At 34.9% G+C, this 15,561-nt stretch carries 16 protein-coding genes; 7 read left to right on the top strand and 9 right to left on the bottom strand.

The features are described from left to right. The first annotated feature begins 49 nt into the window (after window positions 1-49). Window positions 50-379, top strand: a complete 330-nt coding sequence (locus ACYUCW_RS01035) for an HI1450 family dsDNA-mimic protein (protein ID WP_049203565.1) — start codon at window positions 50-52, stop codon at window positions 377-379. 147 nt (window positions 380-526) lie between these two features. Here the strand turns inward: ACYUCW_RS01035 and ACYUCW_RS01030 are convergent, their stop codons facing one another. Then, window positions 527-1,063: an Ail/Lom family outer membrane beta-barrel protein gene (locus ACYUCW_RS01030; RefSeq protein ID WP_004243080.1), complete on the bottom strand. Its 537-nt coding sequence runs from the start codon at window positions 1,061-1,063 to the stop codon at window positions 527-529. A 352-nt stretch (window positions 1,064-1,415) separates the two neighbouring features. On the opposite strand from ACYUCW_RS01030, the gene gloA2 reads away from it, so the two are divergent. After that, complete coding sequence (gloA2, locus tag ACYUCW_RS01025) at window positions 1,416-1,805, top strand: SMU1112c/YaeR family gloxylase I-like metalloprotein (protein WP_004243081.1); 390 nt, start codon at window positions 1,416-1,418, stop codon at window positions 1,803-1,805. Window positions 1,806-1,893: 88 nt separating this feature from the next. On the opposite strand, the gene ACYUCW_RS01020 is transcribed toward gloA2, so the two are convergent. After that, entirely contained in the window at window positions 1,894-2,196 is a 303-nt protein-coding gene (locus ACYUCW_RS01020; RefSeq protein WP_004251042.1) for a putative quinol monooxygenase, read from the bottom strand. A 440-nt stretch (window positions 2,197-2,636) separates the two neighbouring features. Between ACYUCW_RS01020 and leuE the strand changes: the two genes are divergently transcribed. Further along, window positions 2,637-3,305 carry a leucine efflux protein LeuE gene (gene leuE, locus ACYUCW_RS01015; RefSeq protein ID WP_004243084.1) on the top strand — a complete coding sequence of 223 codons (669 nt, stop codon included), beginning with the start codon at window positions 2,637-2,639 and terminating at the stop codon, window positions 3,303-3,305. Between the two features lie 358 nt (window positions 3,306-3,663). Continuing rightward, a complete protein-coding gene (gene ttcA, locus ACYUCW_RS01010; protein WP_004251032.1) occupies window positions 3,664-4,584 on the top strand; it encodes a tRNA 2-thiocytidine(32) synthetase TtcA in 921 nt (306 codons plus the stop codon). A gap of 314 nt (window positions 4,585-4,898) precedes the next feature. On the opposite strand, the gene zntB is transcribed toward ttcA, so the two are convergent. Continuing rightward, complete coding sequence (zntB, locus tag ACYUCW_RS01005) at window positions 4,899-5,882, bottom strand: zinc transporter ZntB (protein ID WP_004243087.1); 984 nt, start codon at window positions 5,880-5,882, stop codon at window positions 4,899-4,901. 364 nt (window positions 5,883-6,246) lie between these two features. On the opposite strand from zntB, the gene ACYUCW_RS01000 reads away from it, so the two are divergent. Both ACYUCW_RS01000 and ACYUCW_RS00995 read left to right on the top strand, forming a co-directional pair. Next, a complete protein-coding gene (locus ACYUCW_RS01000; RefSeq protein WP_004248145.1) occupies window positions 6,247-6,579 on the top strand; it encodes a DUF4377 domain-containing protein in 333 nt (110 codons plus the stop codon). A 292-nt stretch (window positions 6,580-6,871) separates the two neighbouring features. After that, complete coding sequence (locus ACYUCW_RS00995; protein ID WP_036894981.1) at window positions 6,872-7,432, top strand: outer membrane beta-barrel protein; 561 nt, start codon at window positions 6,872-6,874, stop codon at window positions 7,430-7,432. A gap of 354 nt (window positions 7,433-7,786) precedes the next feature. Here the strand turns inward: ACYUCW_RS00995 and ACYUCW_RS00990 are convergent, their stop codons facing one another. Further along, a complete protein-coding gene (locus ACYUCW_RS00990) occupies window positions 7,787-9,406 on the bottom strand; it encodes a peptide ABC transporter substrate-binding protein (protein ID WP_049202937.1) in 1,620 nt (539 codons plus the stop codon). A gap of 225 nt (window positions 9,407-9,631) precedes the next feature. Between ACYUCW_RS00990 and tpx the strand changes: the two genes are divergently transcribed. Further along, window positions 9,632-10,135: a thiol peroxidase gene (gene tpx, locus ACYUCW_RS00985; protein WP_004243092.1), complete on the top strand. Its 504-nt coding sequence runs from the start codon at window positions 9,632-9,634 to the stop codon at window positions 10,133-10,135. A gap of 99 nt (window positions 10,136-10,234) precedes the next feature. Here tpx and tyrR read toward each other — a convergent pair whose 3' ends face one another. The 5 genes from tyrR to pspD form a co-directional block, all read right to left on the bottom strand. After that, window positions 10,235-11,800, bottom strand: a complete 1,566-nt coding sequence (gene tyrR / locus ACYUCW_RS00980; protein ID WP_004243093.1) for a transcriptional regulator TyrR — start codon at window positions 11,798-11,800, stop codon at window positions 10,235-10,237. 136 nt (window positions 11,801-11,936) lie between these two features. After that, entirely contained in the window at window positions 11,937-12,359 is a 423-nt protein-coding gene (locus tag ACYUCW_RS00975) for a hypothetical protein (protein ID WP_004243094.1), read from the bottom strand. Between the two features lie 464 nt (window positions 12,360-12,823). Continuing rightward, entirely contained in the window at window positions 12,824-13,870 is a 1,047-nt protein-coding gene (locus ACYUCW_RS00970) for a YcjF family protein (protein WP_460408084.1), read from the bottom strand. Continuing rightward, window positions 13,867-15,261, bottom strand: a complete 1,395-nt coding sequence (locus ACYUCW_RS00965; RefSeq protein ID WP_049198985.1) for a YcjX family GTP-binding protein — start codon at window positions 15,259-15,261, stop codon at window positions 13,867-13,869. The genes ACYUCW_RS00970 and ACYUCW_RS00965 overlap by 4 nt, the downstream gene beginning before the upstream one ends. Beyond that, window positions 15,242-15,499: a phage shock protein PspD gene (gene pspD / locus ACYUCW_RS00960; RefSeq protein WP_004243098.1), complete on the bottom strand. Its 258-nt coding sequence runs from the start codon at window positions 15,497-15,499 to the stop codon at window positions 15,242-15,244. The genes ACYUCW_RS00965 and pspD overlap by 20 nt, the downstream gene beginning before the upstream one ends. Window positions 15,500-15,561: the final 62 nt, after the last annotated feature.

The raw sequence follows: 15,561 nt of genomic DNA, 5'->3' as shown, positions 1-15,561 counted from the left end.
GCTAACTATCGATATAAATAGCGCGACAATATTGACATAATTTATAGGCATGACCATGAACCAACCAACCTTAATCAGTGAAGAAGAAGCTTTAGAACAAGCCTATGATCTCTTTTTAGCGCAAGCCGCTGATAATCTTGATGTAGCCGATCAGCTGCTTTTTAATTTACAATTTGAAGAACGAGGTGCAGCTGAAGTTGTTACATTAGGGAATGATTGGCAATTTATTGTCGGTTTACCTGTTTCATCAGCCCGATTTAGTGAAGTGATTATCGGTCTTGCACCGGATGAAAACGCCGATCTTGATGATATTTTTGGTCGTGTATTAATTAGTCGTGATCCCCTGCAACCCATGTACCATATTATTTGGAAATCTTAACTTCTTAATAACCACACAATTTGTCTGTTTAACTACACTGGCGAACTTATCAATTTTAATTTGTTTAAAAGTAGCTTATATAAAGACTAAAAAGGTCGCAAAAGCGACCTTAAAAAATATATTGACTATCGTGTGTGACACCTTTGATTAAAAACGATAACCGATACCCACTACCCAAGTAGTAAAATCAATATCATATAGTTTGGAGTATTCATAAGAAACATCAATAGCCAAGTTAGTGATTGGGTTTACTTGTACACCTAATCCATAAGCCATTGATATCTTATTTTCTTTTTCTCTTTCATCATAGTAGTGAAAGTCTTCATGAAAATAGCCAAAACCTATTAGTCCATATGCACTAACATAATTGTTAAGGCGGTAACTTGGACCTGCCGTTAACGAATAGTAGCTAATCTTTGAAGTACCTGCATATCCCCAATGATCATAACCATCATTTTTATTTTTTGCATATGAAAACGAACTGATAACGCCCCAATCATTAGCTACTTCATGATTATATTTTAAGTTAATACCTTTAAGGTTATCATTTATTAAATCTTCATCGACTTTCAATTTAGATTTAGCATACCCTATCGACACTGTATTTTCTAATGTTGCATAAGCATTAAAAGAAAGAGTAGAAACAACGAGTATTGAAGTTGAAAGCAAAAAATTAAATTTCATTTTTATTCTCTATATAAAATAACAAAAAAACTAAAAAAATTATATTTTTTATGAAGTTAAGCATCTTTAAACAATAAAAACGATACAATAAAAAACATTTATTATAAAGAAATTCTTATTAATAAAAGGAAAATAAAATCTCTCTATTTAATTAGAGTAAACTTATATTATTTTTATCCACCATTAAGTAAATATTAAGAATAGTTATTGTTTTTGATTATTCTAAATTAACCAAAATATAAAAATAAAAAATTATACGCTTATATAAAATAAATATTATTAAATCTATTATTTTATGCTATCTTTATAACATAATTTATCTTATGTTATTTTTTTATTAGTTGAGTTATCAATGTTAAAATTAAATAAAATTCATCATGTGGCGATTATTTGTTCCGATTATAAGATCAGCAAACATTTTTATTGTCAAATACTGGGGCTTACCCTATTAAATGAAAAATACCGTGAAGAAATACAATCTTGGAAAGCTGAGCTTGCGTTAGGTACAGTCTACCAAATTGAATTATTTAGCTTCCCAGATGCGCCAGCACGTTTAAGTTACCCAGAAGCACGTGGTCTACGCCATGTGGCATTTGCAGTGGACGATCTTGATGCTTCAGTTGCTTATTTACAACAAAACAATATTCAATGCGAGCCAATACGTATAGATCCTAGTAGCCAAAAACGTTTTACCTTTTTTCAAGATCCCGATGGCTTACCTTTAGAGCTTTATTCAATATAGTTCACAAAATATAACAAGGCCGCAATAAATAATGCGGCCCAAATTAATATATTATTTATTAATACGTTAAAATATAGACATAAAATGATTAATCTATATTTTTATCAAATACACTATTGACTAAAGTGATTTTTGACTCTGCTTTTGTATATTGTTTAATCATCGGAATGATGCGACGAAAATGTTCACTATTACAATGAATATCTAGTGCTTCTTTATTTGGCCATGATTCAATAAAAATAAAGTGACCGGGATCTTTCTCATCAACAAATAAATCATAGCTAATACAAAGTGCTTCTTGTTGGCTAGCTTTCACCAATTCTTGGTAAAGTGGTAAGACCGTTTCTATTGATCCTGATTTAATAAAATCTTCTGCAATAACCTTTATCATAAATATCCCTTACTATTAATATAGAATGGTGATGAGCTACTATTTACTATTATAGAGGTTATATTATGATTAAAAATAATAGAAAAATTCAAACATAATACCGCCCAAACCAATAGGGTTTAATGGCCCAAAAAGACCAATAGGTAGAAAAGTGGTTGCCATGATCTATTTCCTTAGTTTTATATGCAAGTGTATACGTTGCTATTATTTTTGATAAAAATAGATAAATCAATAAGATAAACTCTACTTTTTAAGATAATATTTACTCTATTCACTTCTGTTCTGTATCACGATGATCTTCCCCCCTATTTTCTACTAAAAAACAACTTACTTTCTGTATAAAAATCATTATTTACGAATAATTATGCTAAAAGTGTATAAAAATAGGCGTTTAAATTTTTCTGTTTATCTTTATATAATAACAGGTCAGCGTTTATATCATGTACAGTAAAAGTATGGGGGTTACTGTGTGGCTTGAACAATTTGGAGTGCTCAATATTTGGACATATCTTGCGGGTATGTTCTTTATTATTATCGTCCCCGGCCCTAATTCCCTTTATGTGCTTAAAACCAGTGCATCAAGAGGAGTTGGTGCAGGTTATCGAGCCGCATTAGGGGTTTTTATTGGCGATGCTATCTTAATTTTCTTAGCATTTATCGGTGTGGCATCAGTTATTAAAGCCTCTCCTGTGCTTTTTACTATTGTCCGTTTCTTAGGTGCTTTTTATCTACTCTATCTCGGTATCAAAATTATTCATGCTAACTTCTTTGCCAAAAAGCAAAGCCATACTGAGACAAACTGTATTCAAGAACATGTATTTCGTAAGGCATTAACATTAAGCTTAACCAACCCCAAAGCGATTTTGTTTTATATCTCCTTTTTTGTGCAATTTATCGACTTTAACTATGCACATACTGGTTTATCCTACTTGATCTTAGCTTCTATGCTTGAAGCATTTAGCTTTGTTTATCTCTCTTTTCTTATTTTTGGTGGTGTAGCATTGGCGCGTTTCTTCGGTTCACGTAAAAATATCGCTAAACTGGGAAATGGTATTGTTGGGCTATTTTTTATGGGGTTTGCCACCAAACTTGCCACACTCTCCTCTTAAATAGACGTCCTTTAGTGACTTAAATAAGGGGCTGTTGTTATCAATAGCGATTATCTTTGATTATCTTTATAGTAATCGCTATTTTCCCCGTTACTATCTTGGTCAGTAAGTCAGCCCCACAGGGTGGCGATTATTTTACTTAGCAGTTTCGAAATGCGCTATGCTTCTGTTATCATTGTCGGCTTATCATTTCCTTGCAATAAGTGGTGATTAAATTTTGCTTTTTAGCTTTATTCGTTTAAACGCATTGATATTATGTTATTCCGATAAAGCACGTCATGCAACAAATTGAAAACAAAGCAGAAAACCCCTTTAAAGTAAGTTAAAAAACCTTAGCAACGATATAGAACCGTAAAAAATGAGCATCCCAAAAGAGCAATATAATTTTAACAAATTACAAAAACGCTTACGCCGTAACGTTGGGCAAGCTATCGCTGATTTTAATATGATTGAAGATGGCGATAAAATCATGGTGTGCCTTTCTGGCGGGAAAGATAGCTATACTCTCCTATCTATCTTAATGAATTTGCAAAAAAGCGCGCCAATACAATTTTCCTTAATTGCCGTTAATTTAGATCAAAAACAGCCGGGCTTCCCTGAGCATATTTTACCTGAATATCTTGAGCAACTGGGTGTAGAGTATAAAATTGTTGAAGAGAATACTTACGGTATTGTAAAAGAGATCATCCCAGAAGGTAAAACCACCTGTTCACTTTGCTCTCGCTTACGTCGTGGTATTTTATACCGTACAGCCACCGAAGTTGGGGCAACAAAAATTGCTTTAGGTCACCATCGTGATGATATTTTAGAAACGCTGTTTCTGAACATGTTTTATGGTGGAAAGCTAAAGGGCATGCCACCTAAATTAATGAGTGATGACGGAAAACATATCGTTATTCGTCCATTGGCTTATGCCCGAGAAAAAGACATTGAGCGTTTTGCTCAAGCAAAAAATTTCCCTATTATTCCGTGTAATCTTTGTGGCTCTCAACCTAACTTGCAACGCCAAGTGATCAAAGAGATGCTAAGAGATTGGGATAAACGTTACCCTGGGCGCATTGAAACCATGTTTAGGGCAACCCAAAATATTGTTCCGTCGCATCTATGTGATACCCAATTATTTGACTTTGCTAATATCAAACAGGGTGATGCGATTATTAACGGCGGTGATCTAGCATTTGATAAGGATGATATTCCAACAAGCCCTATTCTTTCCGATGATGAAGATGAGCGTCCTGATTTTAGCCAAGCTAGATTGGATGTTGTTGAGGTAAAATAAGCATAGCCAGTATTATCCCTAGCAAACCATCGTCGTTGCGCTGGGGTTTAATATGCTTTACTTATGACGAGAATAATAAGCAAAAAAAAACCGATGTTTATTTAACATCGGTGTAATAATGGTCAATTATTCTGTATTAAGAACTCAATATGAGAAAAACTACAATTATGGAGCACAACGTTCATCGCTCAACGTTGTATTCACCTGCGAGAGTTATAATGCCAGATGTTGGCATTTAAAAAATTGATATATCTCAAACAGAGTTAGAGAATTCTTTTTTAAATCCATTTAGTTACGATTAATTTGCTGAAATTTCACAACCACCTACTACGCTTTAACCACCAAGCAACAATCACAATCAAGAAAAACAGTGAAAAGCAAAATATAGCAAAGCCATAAGGAAATTCATTACCGGGGATCCCCCCTAAATTAACCCCAAATAGTCCTGTCAAAAAGGTCGTGGGCAAAAATAGCATCGCCATTAATGACATGGTATATGTTCGCCTGTTCATCGCATCTGCCATCATTGAAGTAATTTCATCAGCAATAACGGCTGTACGAGAAATACTACTATCTAAATCTTCTAATCGACGCGAGAGACGTTCTGATATTTCAACCAAGCTAATGCGATCACTGTCGCTCATCCAAGGTAATTTTTCGATAGAGAGTCGGGAGAATACATCACGTTGTGGCGCCATATAACGACGTAACACAATCAGTTGCTTACGTAGCAATGCCAATTCACCTCGAGCCGGAATTTGCTGATCGAGGATCATATCTTCCAACTCAATTAATTGGTCATGAAGTGTTTCAACAAAATCACCTATTTCATCTGTCACTGCATCGGCCATAGTGATCAACCAACTACCACTATTTTCTGGACCATCACCCACTTCTAAAGAGTGGATCACCGAATCAACGGAATTAACGCGACGATGTCGGCTCGAAATAATCATTTGACCATTAATATAAATACGATACGCAATCAGTTCATCCGGCCGATCATCGGGGTTGTTATTAATCGTTTGCAAATTAATAATAACTCCTTCCCCGATACGCTGTGCCTTAGGTCGAACATTTTCAGCTAAAAGCACATCTTTTGCGATAGGAGGAAGTAACTCAGTCTGATTAATCCACTGATCACTTTTGGGTTTACGATAATCGAGATGAACCCAAAAAGGCCTTTCATTACTTGCTATGCTATTAGCCGTGATCGGCATAATTCCGCCATGCCCATTAAGCTGAGCCGTATAGATAGCATCAGAATCTTCGATTATAGCGTTATTGACACTTTTCATTATTCGTCCTCCTTGATACCATCATTTAAAATATAATTTTATGCTTTTTTCTAAAATCATGTAAACAATCAATAATATTGCCTTTATTTGATTATGTTGCAAGAGGTTAAATCAAGCCACTATTTAGCCTAGATTAACGCCATCACGTCCGCCCATCTACAGCAACATTATTGAGTAAAATATTTTCTACTTTAAGATTTTTACACTAAAATAAGCATTAATTATTAGGTTATGATAGATTTTTCAATATATGCCTATATTTAGGTTATCGATTAGCACTAGATATTAGTCATAAAAATGAAATTTACTTAAAATAAACGCAAATATTTAATTAATTTGTCGCCCCTGAAATAAGGCTACTAATATGAAAAAGTTTCTCACCATTCCTTTATTTTTACTTTTAGCAGGATGCAATACAGCGACAGGAACCAACACCCAAGTTATGAACGATTCGACAAAAACACTGCTTATTGACTCTCAGCTTTATGATTGTGTTGGTGTTGCGCCAATGAAATGCATGAAAGTAAAAGAATTACCTGCTGGTGAATGGTCTCTCTTCTATCAAAATATCGAAGGATTTGATTACCAAGCGGGAACGCAGTACAAAGTAAAAGTCAAAGTTACAGATATTCCTAATCCTCCTGCGGATGCACCAAGCATCAAATATACACTGGTTGAGATCTTAGATAAAAAGTAAGTAACTCACTAGCTAAACAATGGATTTTCGGATCCATTGTTTATTTCGCTATTATTACGCTTTCCTTTAGCTATAAATTATAAATAAGATCCAATAATAATAACGATTATTTATAAAATATCTTATATTATCTAAAATTATAGTAATTACCCTTCTATTAATACCGAAATAATTTCTTTTAACTCAATAAGAATGCTAGTTTTTTTTAAGAATCATTTCAAAGAAATTAACTTGAAATATGTTATTAACTCACTAAAAATATCGCCATCTCCAACAAATTAGATACGCGATAATGAAAAAAAATCTTATTTTATTTATAAGCTTTATTTTACCTTTCTCTACATCAATACATGCTTTTGAGAATAATCAGGCAATTTATGGCGGTTATATATATGGAAAAATAAAAAACCACAAAGCAAATGGTGCAATAATAAGTTATCACTATGGATCCGATATTCACTGGGGAATGTTACTTTCATTGCTGCATATCAAGTCAACACATCAAAGCCATTTTATAGACGCTAGCTCACTTAAACTAGGCACAAAAGATGAACATGCAAAGGTTTCTGCATTGTTAATAGGCCCAACGTATCGAATTACACCTTCTTTGGCTATCTACGCCCAAATGGGGCCTAAAAAATTAAAATATCGCGTTGATAAAAGTTATTCAGGCGTTGCGGTAACCGATACCATTATCGTCGACACCACCAATGTGATGTTTCAAGCGGGTATTGATTATAGCCTTAGAAAAAATGTAGGCATTAATCTTGGCTATTTACATTCAGATACTGAGTCAAACAAACATAATATTAGACTAAATAGTATCCAATTATCCTTAGGCTATCGTTTTTAATGTTTTATAAATATGCGATAACATAAGTTAAAAATAATCTTATCAATTTTATTTGTTGTTAAAATACGTTTACTGACCACTGAAATTATAATTATAAAGCTATATTAAGTAGTTATACCTATAAATAAAAAGTATAAATTTATACTTTGCATCAACTGCACGATTAGTCAAAACATTCATGCAAAATTATATTAACATAATTTTGCAATGTTTATTCCTTTTGAGTCTCCTTCTGTTGCATAACAGAGGGATTTTTTTTCTCTATCTCTCTTCCACTAAAAAAAGTACGCAATAATCATTACGTACTCTTTGCTAATATTTTGGCTTTCTTATCTTATTGCCTGTAACACTTATTTAATGCTTTATAACATACAGCATATGGCTATAAGCGACATCTTCAGGATTCTCAATGGGATAACCTTTTAGCCAAGGTTTGATTAGACGACCATTAGTATACTGATAGATAGGGGCAATAGGCGCCTCTTCCGCAATAACCTGTTCTGCACGATTATAGAGACGATTTCTTTCCTCTTCATCTGTCGTCATATTGGCTTGGACTAAAATCTCATCATATTGCTGGCTCTGATATTTTGGGATGTTTCCAGCATGCTTAGAACCTAATAAAGATAAGAATGTGGAGGGTTCATTGTAATCGCCTATCCATGAAGCTCTTATCACATCAAAATCACCTGAATTACGACTATCAATATAAGTTTTCCACTCTTGATTGCGTAAGTTTACCTTTACGCCTAACTTTTTCTTCCACATAGAAGCGACAGCAATGGCGATCTTTTGATGATTTTCTGAATTATTATAAAGCAGAGAGAGAGTTAAAGGATTATGAGGACCATAGCCGGCTGCTGATAACAATATTTTTGCTTGGCTATCTAATTCATCCTGACTGTATTCATCATATAGTGTTGGCTCAGGCGTAAAATTAGCCGTCACATCAGGAGTAAAGCGATTCGCTGATTTTTCTCCAGTACCAAGGACTTTGTCAGTAATAATTTTTCTATCAATTGCCATAGCTAACGCTTTGCGAACCCGAATATCTTTGGTAGGCCCTGCTTGTGTATTAAATGCATAATAATAAGTACCTAACTGCTCAGGGATATACACTTGATCAGGAATATCTTTCATCAATTTGTGATATAAGTGTTTAGGAAAAGACTCTGTAATATCAATATCCCCAGCTAAATAACGTTTAGTCGCTTGTGATTCATGATTAATAGGCACAAAAGTGACTTTGGTTAACACCGTATTGTGGTGATCCCAATAGTAAGGGTTTGGCGTTAACACAATTTTCTCATTCACAACGCGATCTTTTAGTATAAAAGCCCCATTGCCGACTAAATTACCTACTTTGATCCATTCTGAACCGTATTTTTCGATTGTGTGTTTAGGTACAGGATAAAGTGAAAAATTGGTCGCTAAACTAGGGAAATAAGGAACAGGTCGTTCTAAGGTAACTTTTAACGTTTTTTCATCAATGGCTTCCACACCTAACGAGGCTGGTTTTAATTTACCATCAATAATTTTTTGGGCATTCTCAATAGAAGCTAGGGCTGCATACCAAGCAAAAGGAGAAAGATTTTTTGGATCAACTAATCTTTGCCAACTATAAACAAAGTCATAAGCCGTCACCTTTTCGCCATTTGACCATTTAGCATTATCACGTAATGTAAAAATCCAAACCCGGTTATCTTCTGTTCGCCATGATTGTGCCACTCCAGGGATGGGACGCCCTCGCTCATCTTCTATCACTAATCCTTCAAATAAGTCTCGTTGAACTTGAGCCTCCGTCAAACCTACGGCATTAATGGGATCAAGTGATGCGGGTTCATCTTTTAAATGTCGCACTACTTCCTGTTTTTTGTCGAGTATCGTTCCTGATGGCACCACTGCCGCATTAGCCTGTGATATGAGCAATCCTTGAACGACAAGTGCACATGATATAACGAATATTTTGCGCATGTCTGTTTCGTCCTGTAGTCTATAAGCGAGTTAACTTAATAATTATAAAAGCCTGATAAAAAGGCACAATCACTGATTGCAAAAATTTTATCAATTTTACCGTTTTCACTCTTTTATTTTAGAGATGTAGACAAATTTTAATCATGGTTACGCATTAACGAATATTATCGTTAATAATTTAGTATTAATAATGGTTAGTTCAATAAGTAACAAAGGAGAACAACAATGGCACATCAAGTGACTTTACAAGGTAATGCGGTGACTTTAGCTGGAAATTTCCCCACTGTAGGCCAAAAAGCAGCCGATTTTTCTTTAGTAGGTAAAGATCTAAATGATGTTTCTTTAGCGCAATTTGCCGGCAAACGTAAAGTATTAAATATTTTCCCAAGTGTAGATACTGGTGTTTGTGCAGCGAGTGTTCGCCAATTTAATAAAGTCGCCAACGAATTAAATAATACCGTTGTACTGTGTATTTCAGCAGATTTACCTTTTGCACAAGCACGTTTTTGCGGTGCTGAAGGTTTAGATAATGTTGTCACATTATCAACAATGCGTGGTGCGGAATTTAAAGAAAACTACGGTGTCGCGATTACATCAGGTCCTTTAGCGGGATTAACTAGCCGTGCTGTGATTGTACTTGATGAAAGTAACAACGTTATCTACACCCAATTAGTTGATGAAATCACCACTGAACCTAATTATGACGCAGCATTAGCTGTACTAAAATAATTGACAATAACGTTATTCATACCGAGTAATGTAAAAAATAAACGGGCTAATATAGCCCGTTTATTTAAATAAAAACCATTAACACATTGTAATATAATATTATTTCTCTGTTTTATCCGCTTTTTTACTTGTTAAATCATATTCACGTAATTTATTTGCGATCGCGGTATGAGAAATACCTAAACGTTTAGCCAGTTTACGTGTACTTGGATAATCACGATATAAACGCCTTAAAATAGAAGCTTCAAATCGCTTAGTCATTTCATCTAGCGAGCCTTCAAGCAAATCTTCATCAAATAAAGTATCCGCAGTATGCTCAGGCAAGGCGATATCTTGAGGTCGCAATGTATTGCCTACTAACTGAGCCATGGCTTGATAAATTGTGTTTCTTAATTGGCGAACATTACCAGGCCAGCCATATTGTACTAAATAAGCAGATAAATCAGGGGAAATAACAGGTTTTGATGCTTTCTGCTCTAAACAATATTGATTAATAAAATGCAGTGCTAACGGCATGATATCCGCTTTTCTTTCCCGCAACGGTGGTAGAGTTAATGTCAATACATTAAGTCGATAATAGAGATCTTCCCTAAATAGTCCTTTTTGTACTAATTCCCATAAGTTTTTTTGTGTTGCACAAATTATTCGAACATCAACTTTAACTTCGTGCTCTTCCCCAACACGACGGAAAGTACCATCATTTAAAAAACGCAGGAGTTTAATTTGCATTTGTGGCGACATTTCGCCAATTTCATCCAGCAAAACAGTGCCTCGATTGGCTTGTTCAAAAAAGCCTTTTTTACCTTCGATAGCATTAGGATATGCACCTGCCGCATAACCAAATAACTCACTTTCAACCACATCATCAGGCATAGAGGCACAGTTAAGACCTAAAAATGGCTCTCTGGCTCGAGGACTTAATAAGTGGCAAGCTTTAGCAAATAGATCTTTGCCCGTCCCCGTATCCCCCACTAATAATAAAGGATCATCCATTTTTGCCATTTTCTTAGCGCGTTCAACTAATTGTTTCATGGGGGTGCTAACAGCAATAACTTGTTCAAACCCCGAATTATCATTAACAATTAATTTCGGATGCTCATGAATTATTCCGCGATATTTCAATAAAATGAGTGCACCAACACAATGATTAAACTGATTATCATCAGTCAGTTTTATTGGCACAATCTCCATATCAAAATGTTGTTTTTTTAATTTGATGGAGATAATTTCAGCATGAGGATCTTTTTGTTCTAACCAGCGATGGATATTAAAGTTAGGTATCAGTTGGTTAAAAGATTTTTCATTTTTATCATTTTCATCTAATTCAAACAGATGCCGTGTAGCTGGGTTTAATAACTTAATTTGACCTTTGGTATTAATAGAAAAGACAGGGACAGGTACTGATTCTAATAGTGTCCACATAGCTCGATGCTCTTGCTCTGATGGCATAAAAGCCACAGTACGAACATCGATAACCCCCTCAATTCTTCTGATTTCAGCCATTAAAGGTTGAAATATATTAAAATCGATTTGCGAAAAATTTAGATAAATAAGACCAATAGGAAAGATTTCAATTCCACGCAAATCGATATTTTTTAATACAAGCAGATCGAGTAATTCGCGGGTTAACCCGATGCGATCTTTACAGGTAACTTCTAAGCGCATTTTAAACCTTCTTAATACTGAGTGCCCCTGAACTAATTGCTGATATTATACATTAATATCAATTAAATAAAGGGCTTTGTCAGCAAAAGTTGGCACTATTAGCATTTATTTTTACACAAAAGAGGTGATATTTTGATTATAAATGCTTTTTTAACGCTTTTAAAAAATTAAAACAGAAAAATGTTGAAGGTTGAATGATCTCTTTTAACTCATAAGCGATAAAATGCTTGATCCTTTCCAATAAAAACATAAGTTCTCTTCTTATAAATTTTTTGATTGTACAACAACCATGAGAAAAACAAAAAATGAGATAATCTAGTGCATATATCGCTGCTTTCTTTTTATTATTGTTTTTTACATACTCAAAGATCTGTGCCGTTTCTTTAATTGGTGATAATAGAGCTTGCTTTTGTTGTGCATATTTTATTTTATCAATTGCATCATCCAAAATAGGCGTTAAAAAGGCCAATTGACGGTTAATATGAGTAATATTCAAAGAAGAACCAATATAAAACTTGCGTCTTTGTTTTGAAAGTTTTTTTATTGTTTCAATCTTCATTTTTCTTTCCTCGTACTTTAGATATAAACTAATATAAAAACACTATTATATAAAATACTAACCAGCTAATAATTTAATATTAAACATCATCGCAGTTATACATTTATATTATGTTGACGCTATTTATCATACTAAAGTAAATAAGCTTTACTATCAAAAAAAGAAAAAAACGTTAGCTAAATGTTAAAAAAGAAATAAAAATAAATAAATACAATGAGTTAACCAAGCATCTTAAAGCTATTAATCTTTACTTATAACTATTTTTTTACCAATGTAATACCAACTAACTTTACAACAATAAAATGTATATTTTTTGATAGAAATAAATTATTCCCTTGCACTCATGCACACATCACTTTTATATACACTAACAATTAATTTAGCGATAAAAAAGCCTCAACAATAATACTTATTGTTGAGGCTATTCAATTTATATTGAATTAAAGAATATATTGATAGGCAACTCACTCTTTCTTCTTATTACCTAATGTATTTTTTAATTGACCGATAAGCTCTTTTCTAAAGTCACTCAATTTAGGCTTATTATCAATCCAGGGTAATGGACGGCATAACTCCATTGCTTTAATTCCCAATCGGGCAGTTAATAATCCAGCGCCAATACCTTGAGCAGCACGCGTGGATAACCGAGCAGCCAAATCTTGTGAAAGCCAATCCATTCCCACTTCTCTCACTAATTCAGTCGCCCCAGCAAACGCAATATTGACGAGTACCAAGCGAAATAGCTTTAGTCGGCTATAGTAACCAAGTTCAATACCATATATTTGTGCAATACGATTAATTAACCGAATATTTCTCCAACCAATAAACGCCATATCCACCATTGCTAATGGACTTACTGCAATCATAAGGGTTGATTCCGCTGCAGAACGACTAATTTCAGCCCGTGCTTGCTTATCTAAAATCGGTTGTACTAATTGGCTATATAATTCTAAAATTTCTCTATCGTTATGCGTATCATGTAATGTACTTTGCCAACGAATATAAGCAGGATGTTGTGAATTAATACCTGCTTGTTTGGCTAAATCTTCACAAAAAGGGCGACCATTCCCTATTGCATGACTATAGAGTAATTCTCTCGCTTTATCACGCTCGTCAGCCCGTTGGCGTAAACGATAAATACGACGCCACTCAGTAATTACCGATCCCATACCCGCAATAACAATTAATCCTCCCGCACTGGCTGCACCTAAAGCAATCCAATCAGAATTTATCCATGATTGATAGATCCACTGTCCCGCTTGAGCAATAACACTAACACCTAAAATAGTACTCGCCACTGTTATTAAGCGTTTCCATAAACTTTTTCTAGGCTTTAGGGCCGATTGGATCTCACCTTCTAAACGCCCTTCATTTTCCTGTGCCTCTAATTGCGGATTGTAGGGAACAAATTGTTCATCTTGATTGAAATCAAGCCCTTTTTTTAAGCTGATTTCTTCGTTTTGTAAGGTTAATTGTTTAAAATCAATACGTGATTTTAATGGCTCATTCATTTTAGTTTATCCCCTAATAAAAACTCCAAGGCACTATCCATACGAATATGGGGAACGGCACTGTCTCTCGATATTTGTTGAGGCCGGAAAGATTCAAAACTAAATCCTTGCTTTTGCCAAAATGCCTTTTCAGGCAATCTCTTAGGAACTTCTCCTGGGAAATAAACGAGCGGCTGATTATCCGTTAGTCGGTAGCCTTTTACGGCTGGGATTTTTTCACCATGATGATCGACAATGCCACTTTCTGTCGCAGCAATAGAAGCAAGCCCCATACAATCAATGCTTATTCCTTCAAAAATAGCATTCTGTTTCGCATCTTGAATAAGTTGCTGTAACAAAGAGACTAAATTTTCATGCTGATCTGGCGTGATATGGTCAGCCTTAGTGGCTGCAAATAGCAGTTTATCAATACAGGGGGAGAATAAACGTCTTAATAAGGTTCGTTTGCCATAATGAAAGCTGCGCATTAATTGTGTGAGCGCTTGTCTCATATCATTAAAAACATCCGCACCTTGATTTAGGGGTTGTAGGCAATCGACTAAGACAATTTGTCTGTCAAACCCTTGAAAATGGTCGCGATAAAATCCTTTTACAATATGTTGACCATAATATTCATAGCGCTTTTTTAACATACCAATATTCGTTTTTTTATCAGCATTTTTTAATTTAGCACTATCGTATTGCGTTAAGTCAGCCCAAGGGAAAAATTGTAAAACAGGTGCGCCGGATAATTCCCCCGGTAAAACAAAGCGTCCCGGTTGAATAAAATGTAGTCCCTGTTTTTTACAAGCTAATAAGTATTCAGTATAAGCTGCGGCGATCTCGGCTAACAGCGTTTCATCAGCAGGGGCAAAGGGATCGCATTTTTTTATTAACGACTGCCACTGTTGCACAGGTGCCGTTCGTTGTTGATTAATTCTATTCATCTGCTCAGACCATTCAAAATAGTCTTGCTCAAGCATAGGTAAATCAAGTAACCATTCACCGGGATAATCAACAATTTCTAAATAGAGCGATGAAGTTTCTTTTATAAAACGCGTTAAAGACTCATGAGAGCGATAGCGTAATTGCAAACGTATTTCACTGACACCTTTAGTGGGAACAGGCCAGCTAGGAGGCGTATGGTAAAGTGACTCCATAGCTTCATCATAAGTAAAGCGAGGAATACTTAAGTTATGTTGCGGTATACGTTTAACCCCTAATAACTGTTGGTTGCGTGCCGCAGAAAATAAAGGTAAACGCGCCCCACTATGTACATTGGTGAGTTGATTGACTAAAGAGGTAATAAAGGCTGTTTTACCACTGCGGCTTAACCCTGTAACAGCGAGGCGTAAATGCCTATCTACGCCTCGATTAATCAGTGCAGTTAGTTCATTTTGTAAGCGTTTCATGTTTCTCCCAAGACACGTGACGCGATAACTTATCTAGCCCCATTTTTATCATAGGCTCAGCTATCAATAGAACCAACCAACGTAACGGTTTATAACTCACACGTTTTAATATACCGCCGGTTATTGCGGCTGGCCCAAATAAAGTTAATAACATTAAAGCAAATGTTACCCCTTTTTTCGCCCATTTAGTGAGTTTATTTGTTTTAACGGTTGTCGGTATCAAAGTGGAATTCATCATTCCTCCTTAATAAGCAAATGGTTTATATCCAAATAAAGACGCTCCTAGTATTGGAGCGTCAT

This window comes from Proteus sp. MB838, from assembly GCF_054767435.1.
This window is presented reverse-complemented; position numbering and strand designations above follow the sequence as displayed.

Excerpts from the sequence above, each read along its gene's own strand:
- ACYUCW_RS01035 (WP_049203565.1), top strand. The coding sequence starts at position 50 with ATGACCATGAACCAACCAACCTTAATCAGTGAAGAAGAAGCTTTAGAA.
- ACYUCW_RS01030 (WP_004243080.1), bottom strand. The coding sequence starts at position 1,063 with ATGAAATTTAATTTTTTGCTTTCAACTTCAATACTCGTTGTTTCTACT.
- gloA2 (WP_004243081.1), top strand. The coding sequence starts at position 1,416 with ATGTTAAAATTAAATAAAATTCATCATGTGGCGATTATTTGTTCCGAT.
- ACYUCW_RS01020 (WP_004251042.1), bottom strand. The coding sequence starts at position 2,196 with ATGATAAAGGTTATTGCAGAAGATTTTATTAAATCAGGATCAATAGAA.
- leuE (WP_004243084.1), top strand. The coding sequence starts at position 2,637 with ATGTACAGTAAAAGTATGGGGGTTACTGTGTGGCTTGAACAATTTGGA.
- ttcA (WP_004251032.1), top strand. The coding sequence starts at position 3,664 with ATGAGCATCCCAAAAGAGCAATATAATTTTAACAAATTACAAAAACGC.
- zntB (WP_004243087.1), bottom strand. The coding sequence starts at position 5,882 with ATGAAAAGTGTCAATAACGCTATAATCGAAGATTCTGATGCTATCTAT.
- ACYUCW_RS01000 (WP_004248145.1), top strand. The coding sequence starts at position 6,247 with ATGAAAAAGTTTCTCACCATTCCTTTATTTTTACTTTTAGCAGGATGC.
- ACYUCW_RS00995 (WP_036894981.1), top strand. The coding sequence starts at position 6,872 with ATGAAAAAAAATCTTATTTTATTTATAAGCTTTATTTTACCTTTCTCT.
- ACYUCW_RS00990 (WP_049202937.1), bottom strand. The coding sequence starts at position 9,406 with ATGCGCAAAATATTCGTTATATCATGTGCACTTGTCGTTCAAGGATTG.
- tpx (WP_004243092.1), top strand. The coding sequence starts at position 9,632 with ATGGCACATCAAGTGACTTTACAAGGTAATGCGGTGACTTTAGCTGGA.
- tyrR (WP_004243093.1), bottom strand. The coding sequence starts at position 11,800 with ATGCGCTTAGAAGTTACCTGTAAAGATCGCATCGGGTTAACCCGCGAA.
- ACYUCW_RS00975 (WP_004243094.1), bottom strand. The coding sequence starts at position 12,359 with ATGAAGATTGAAACAATAAAAAAACTTTCAAAACAAAGACGCAAGTTT.
- ACYUCW_RS00970 (WP_460408084.1), bottom strand. The coding sequence starts at position 13,870 with ATGAATGAGCCATTAAAATCACGTATTGATTTTAAACAATTAACCTTA.
- ACYUCW_RS00965 (WP_049198985.1), bottom strand. The coding sequence starts at position 15,261 with ATGAAACGCTTACAAAATGAACTAACTGCACTGATTAATCGAGGCGTA.
- pspD (WP_004243098.1), bottom strand. The coding sequence starts at position 15,499 with ATGATGAATTCCACTTTGATACCGACAACCGTTAAAACAAATAAACTC.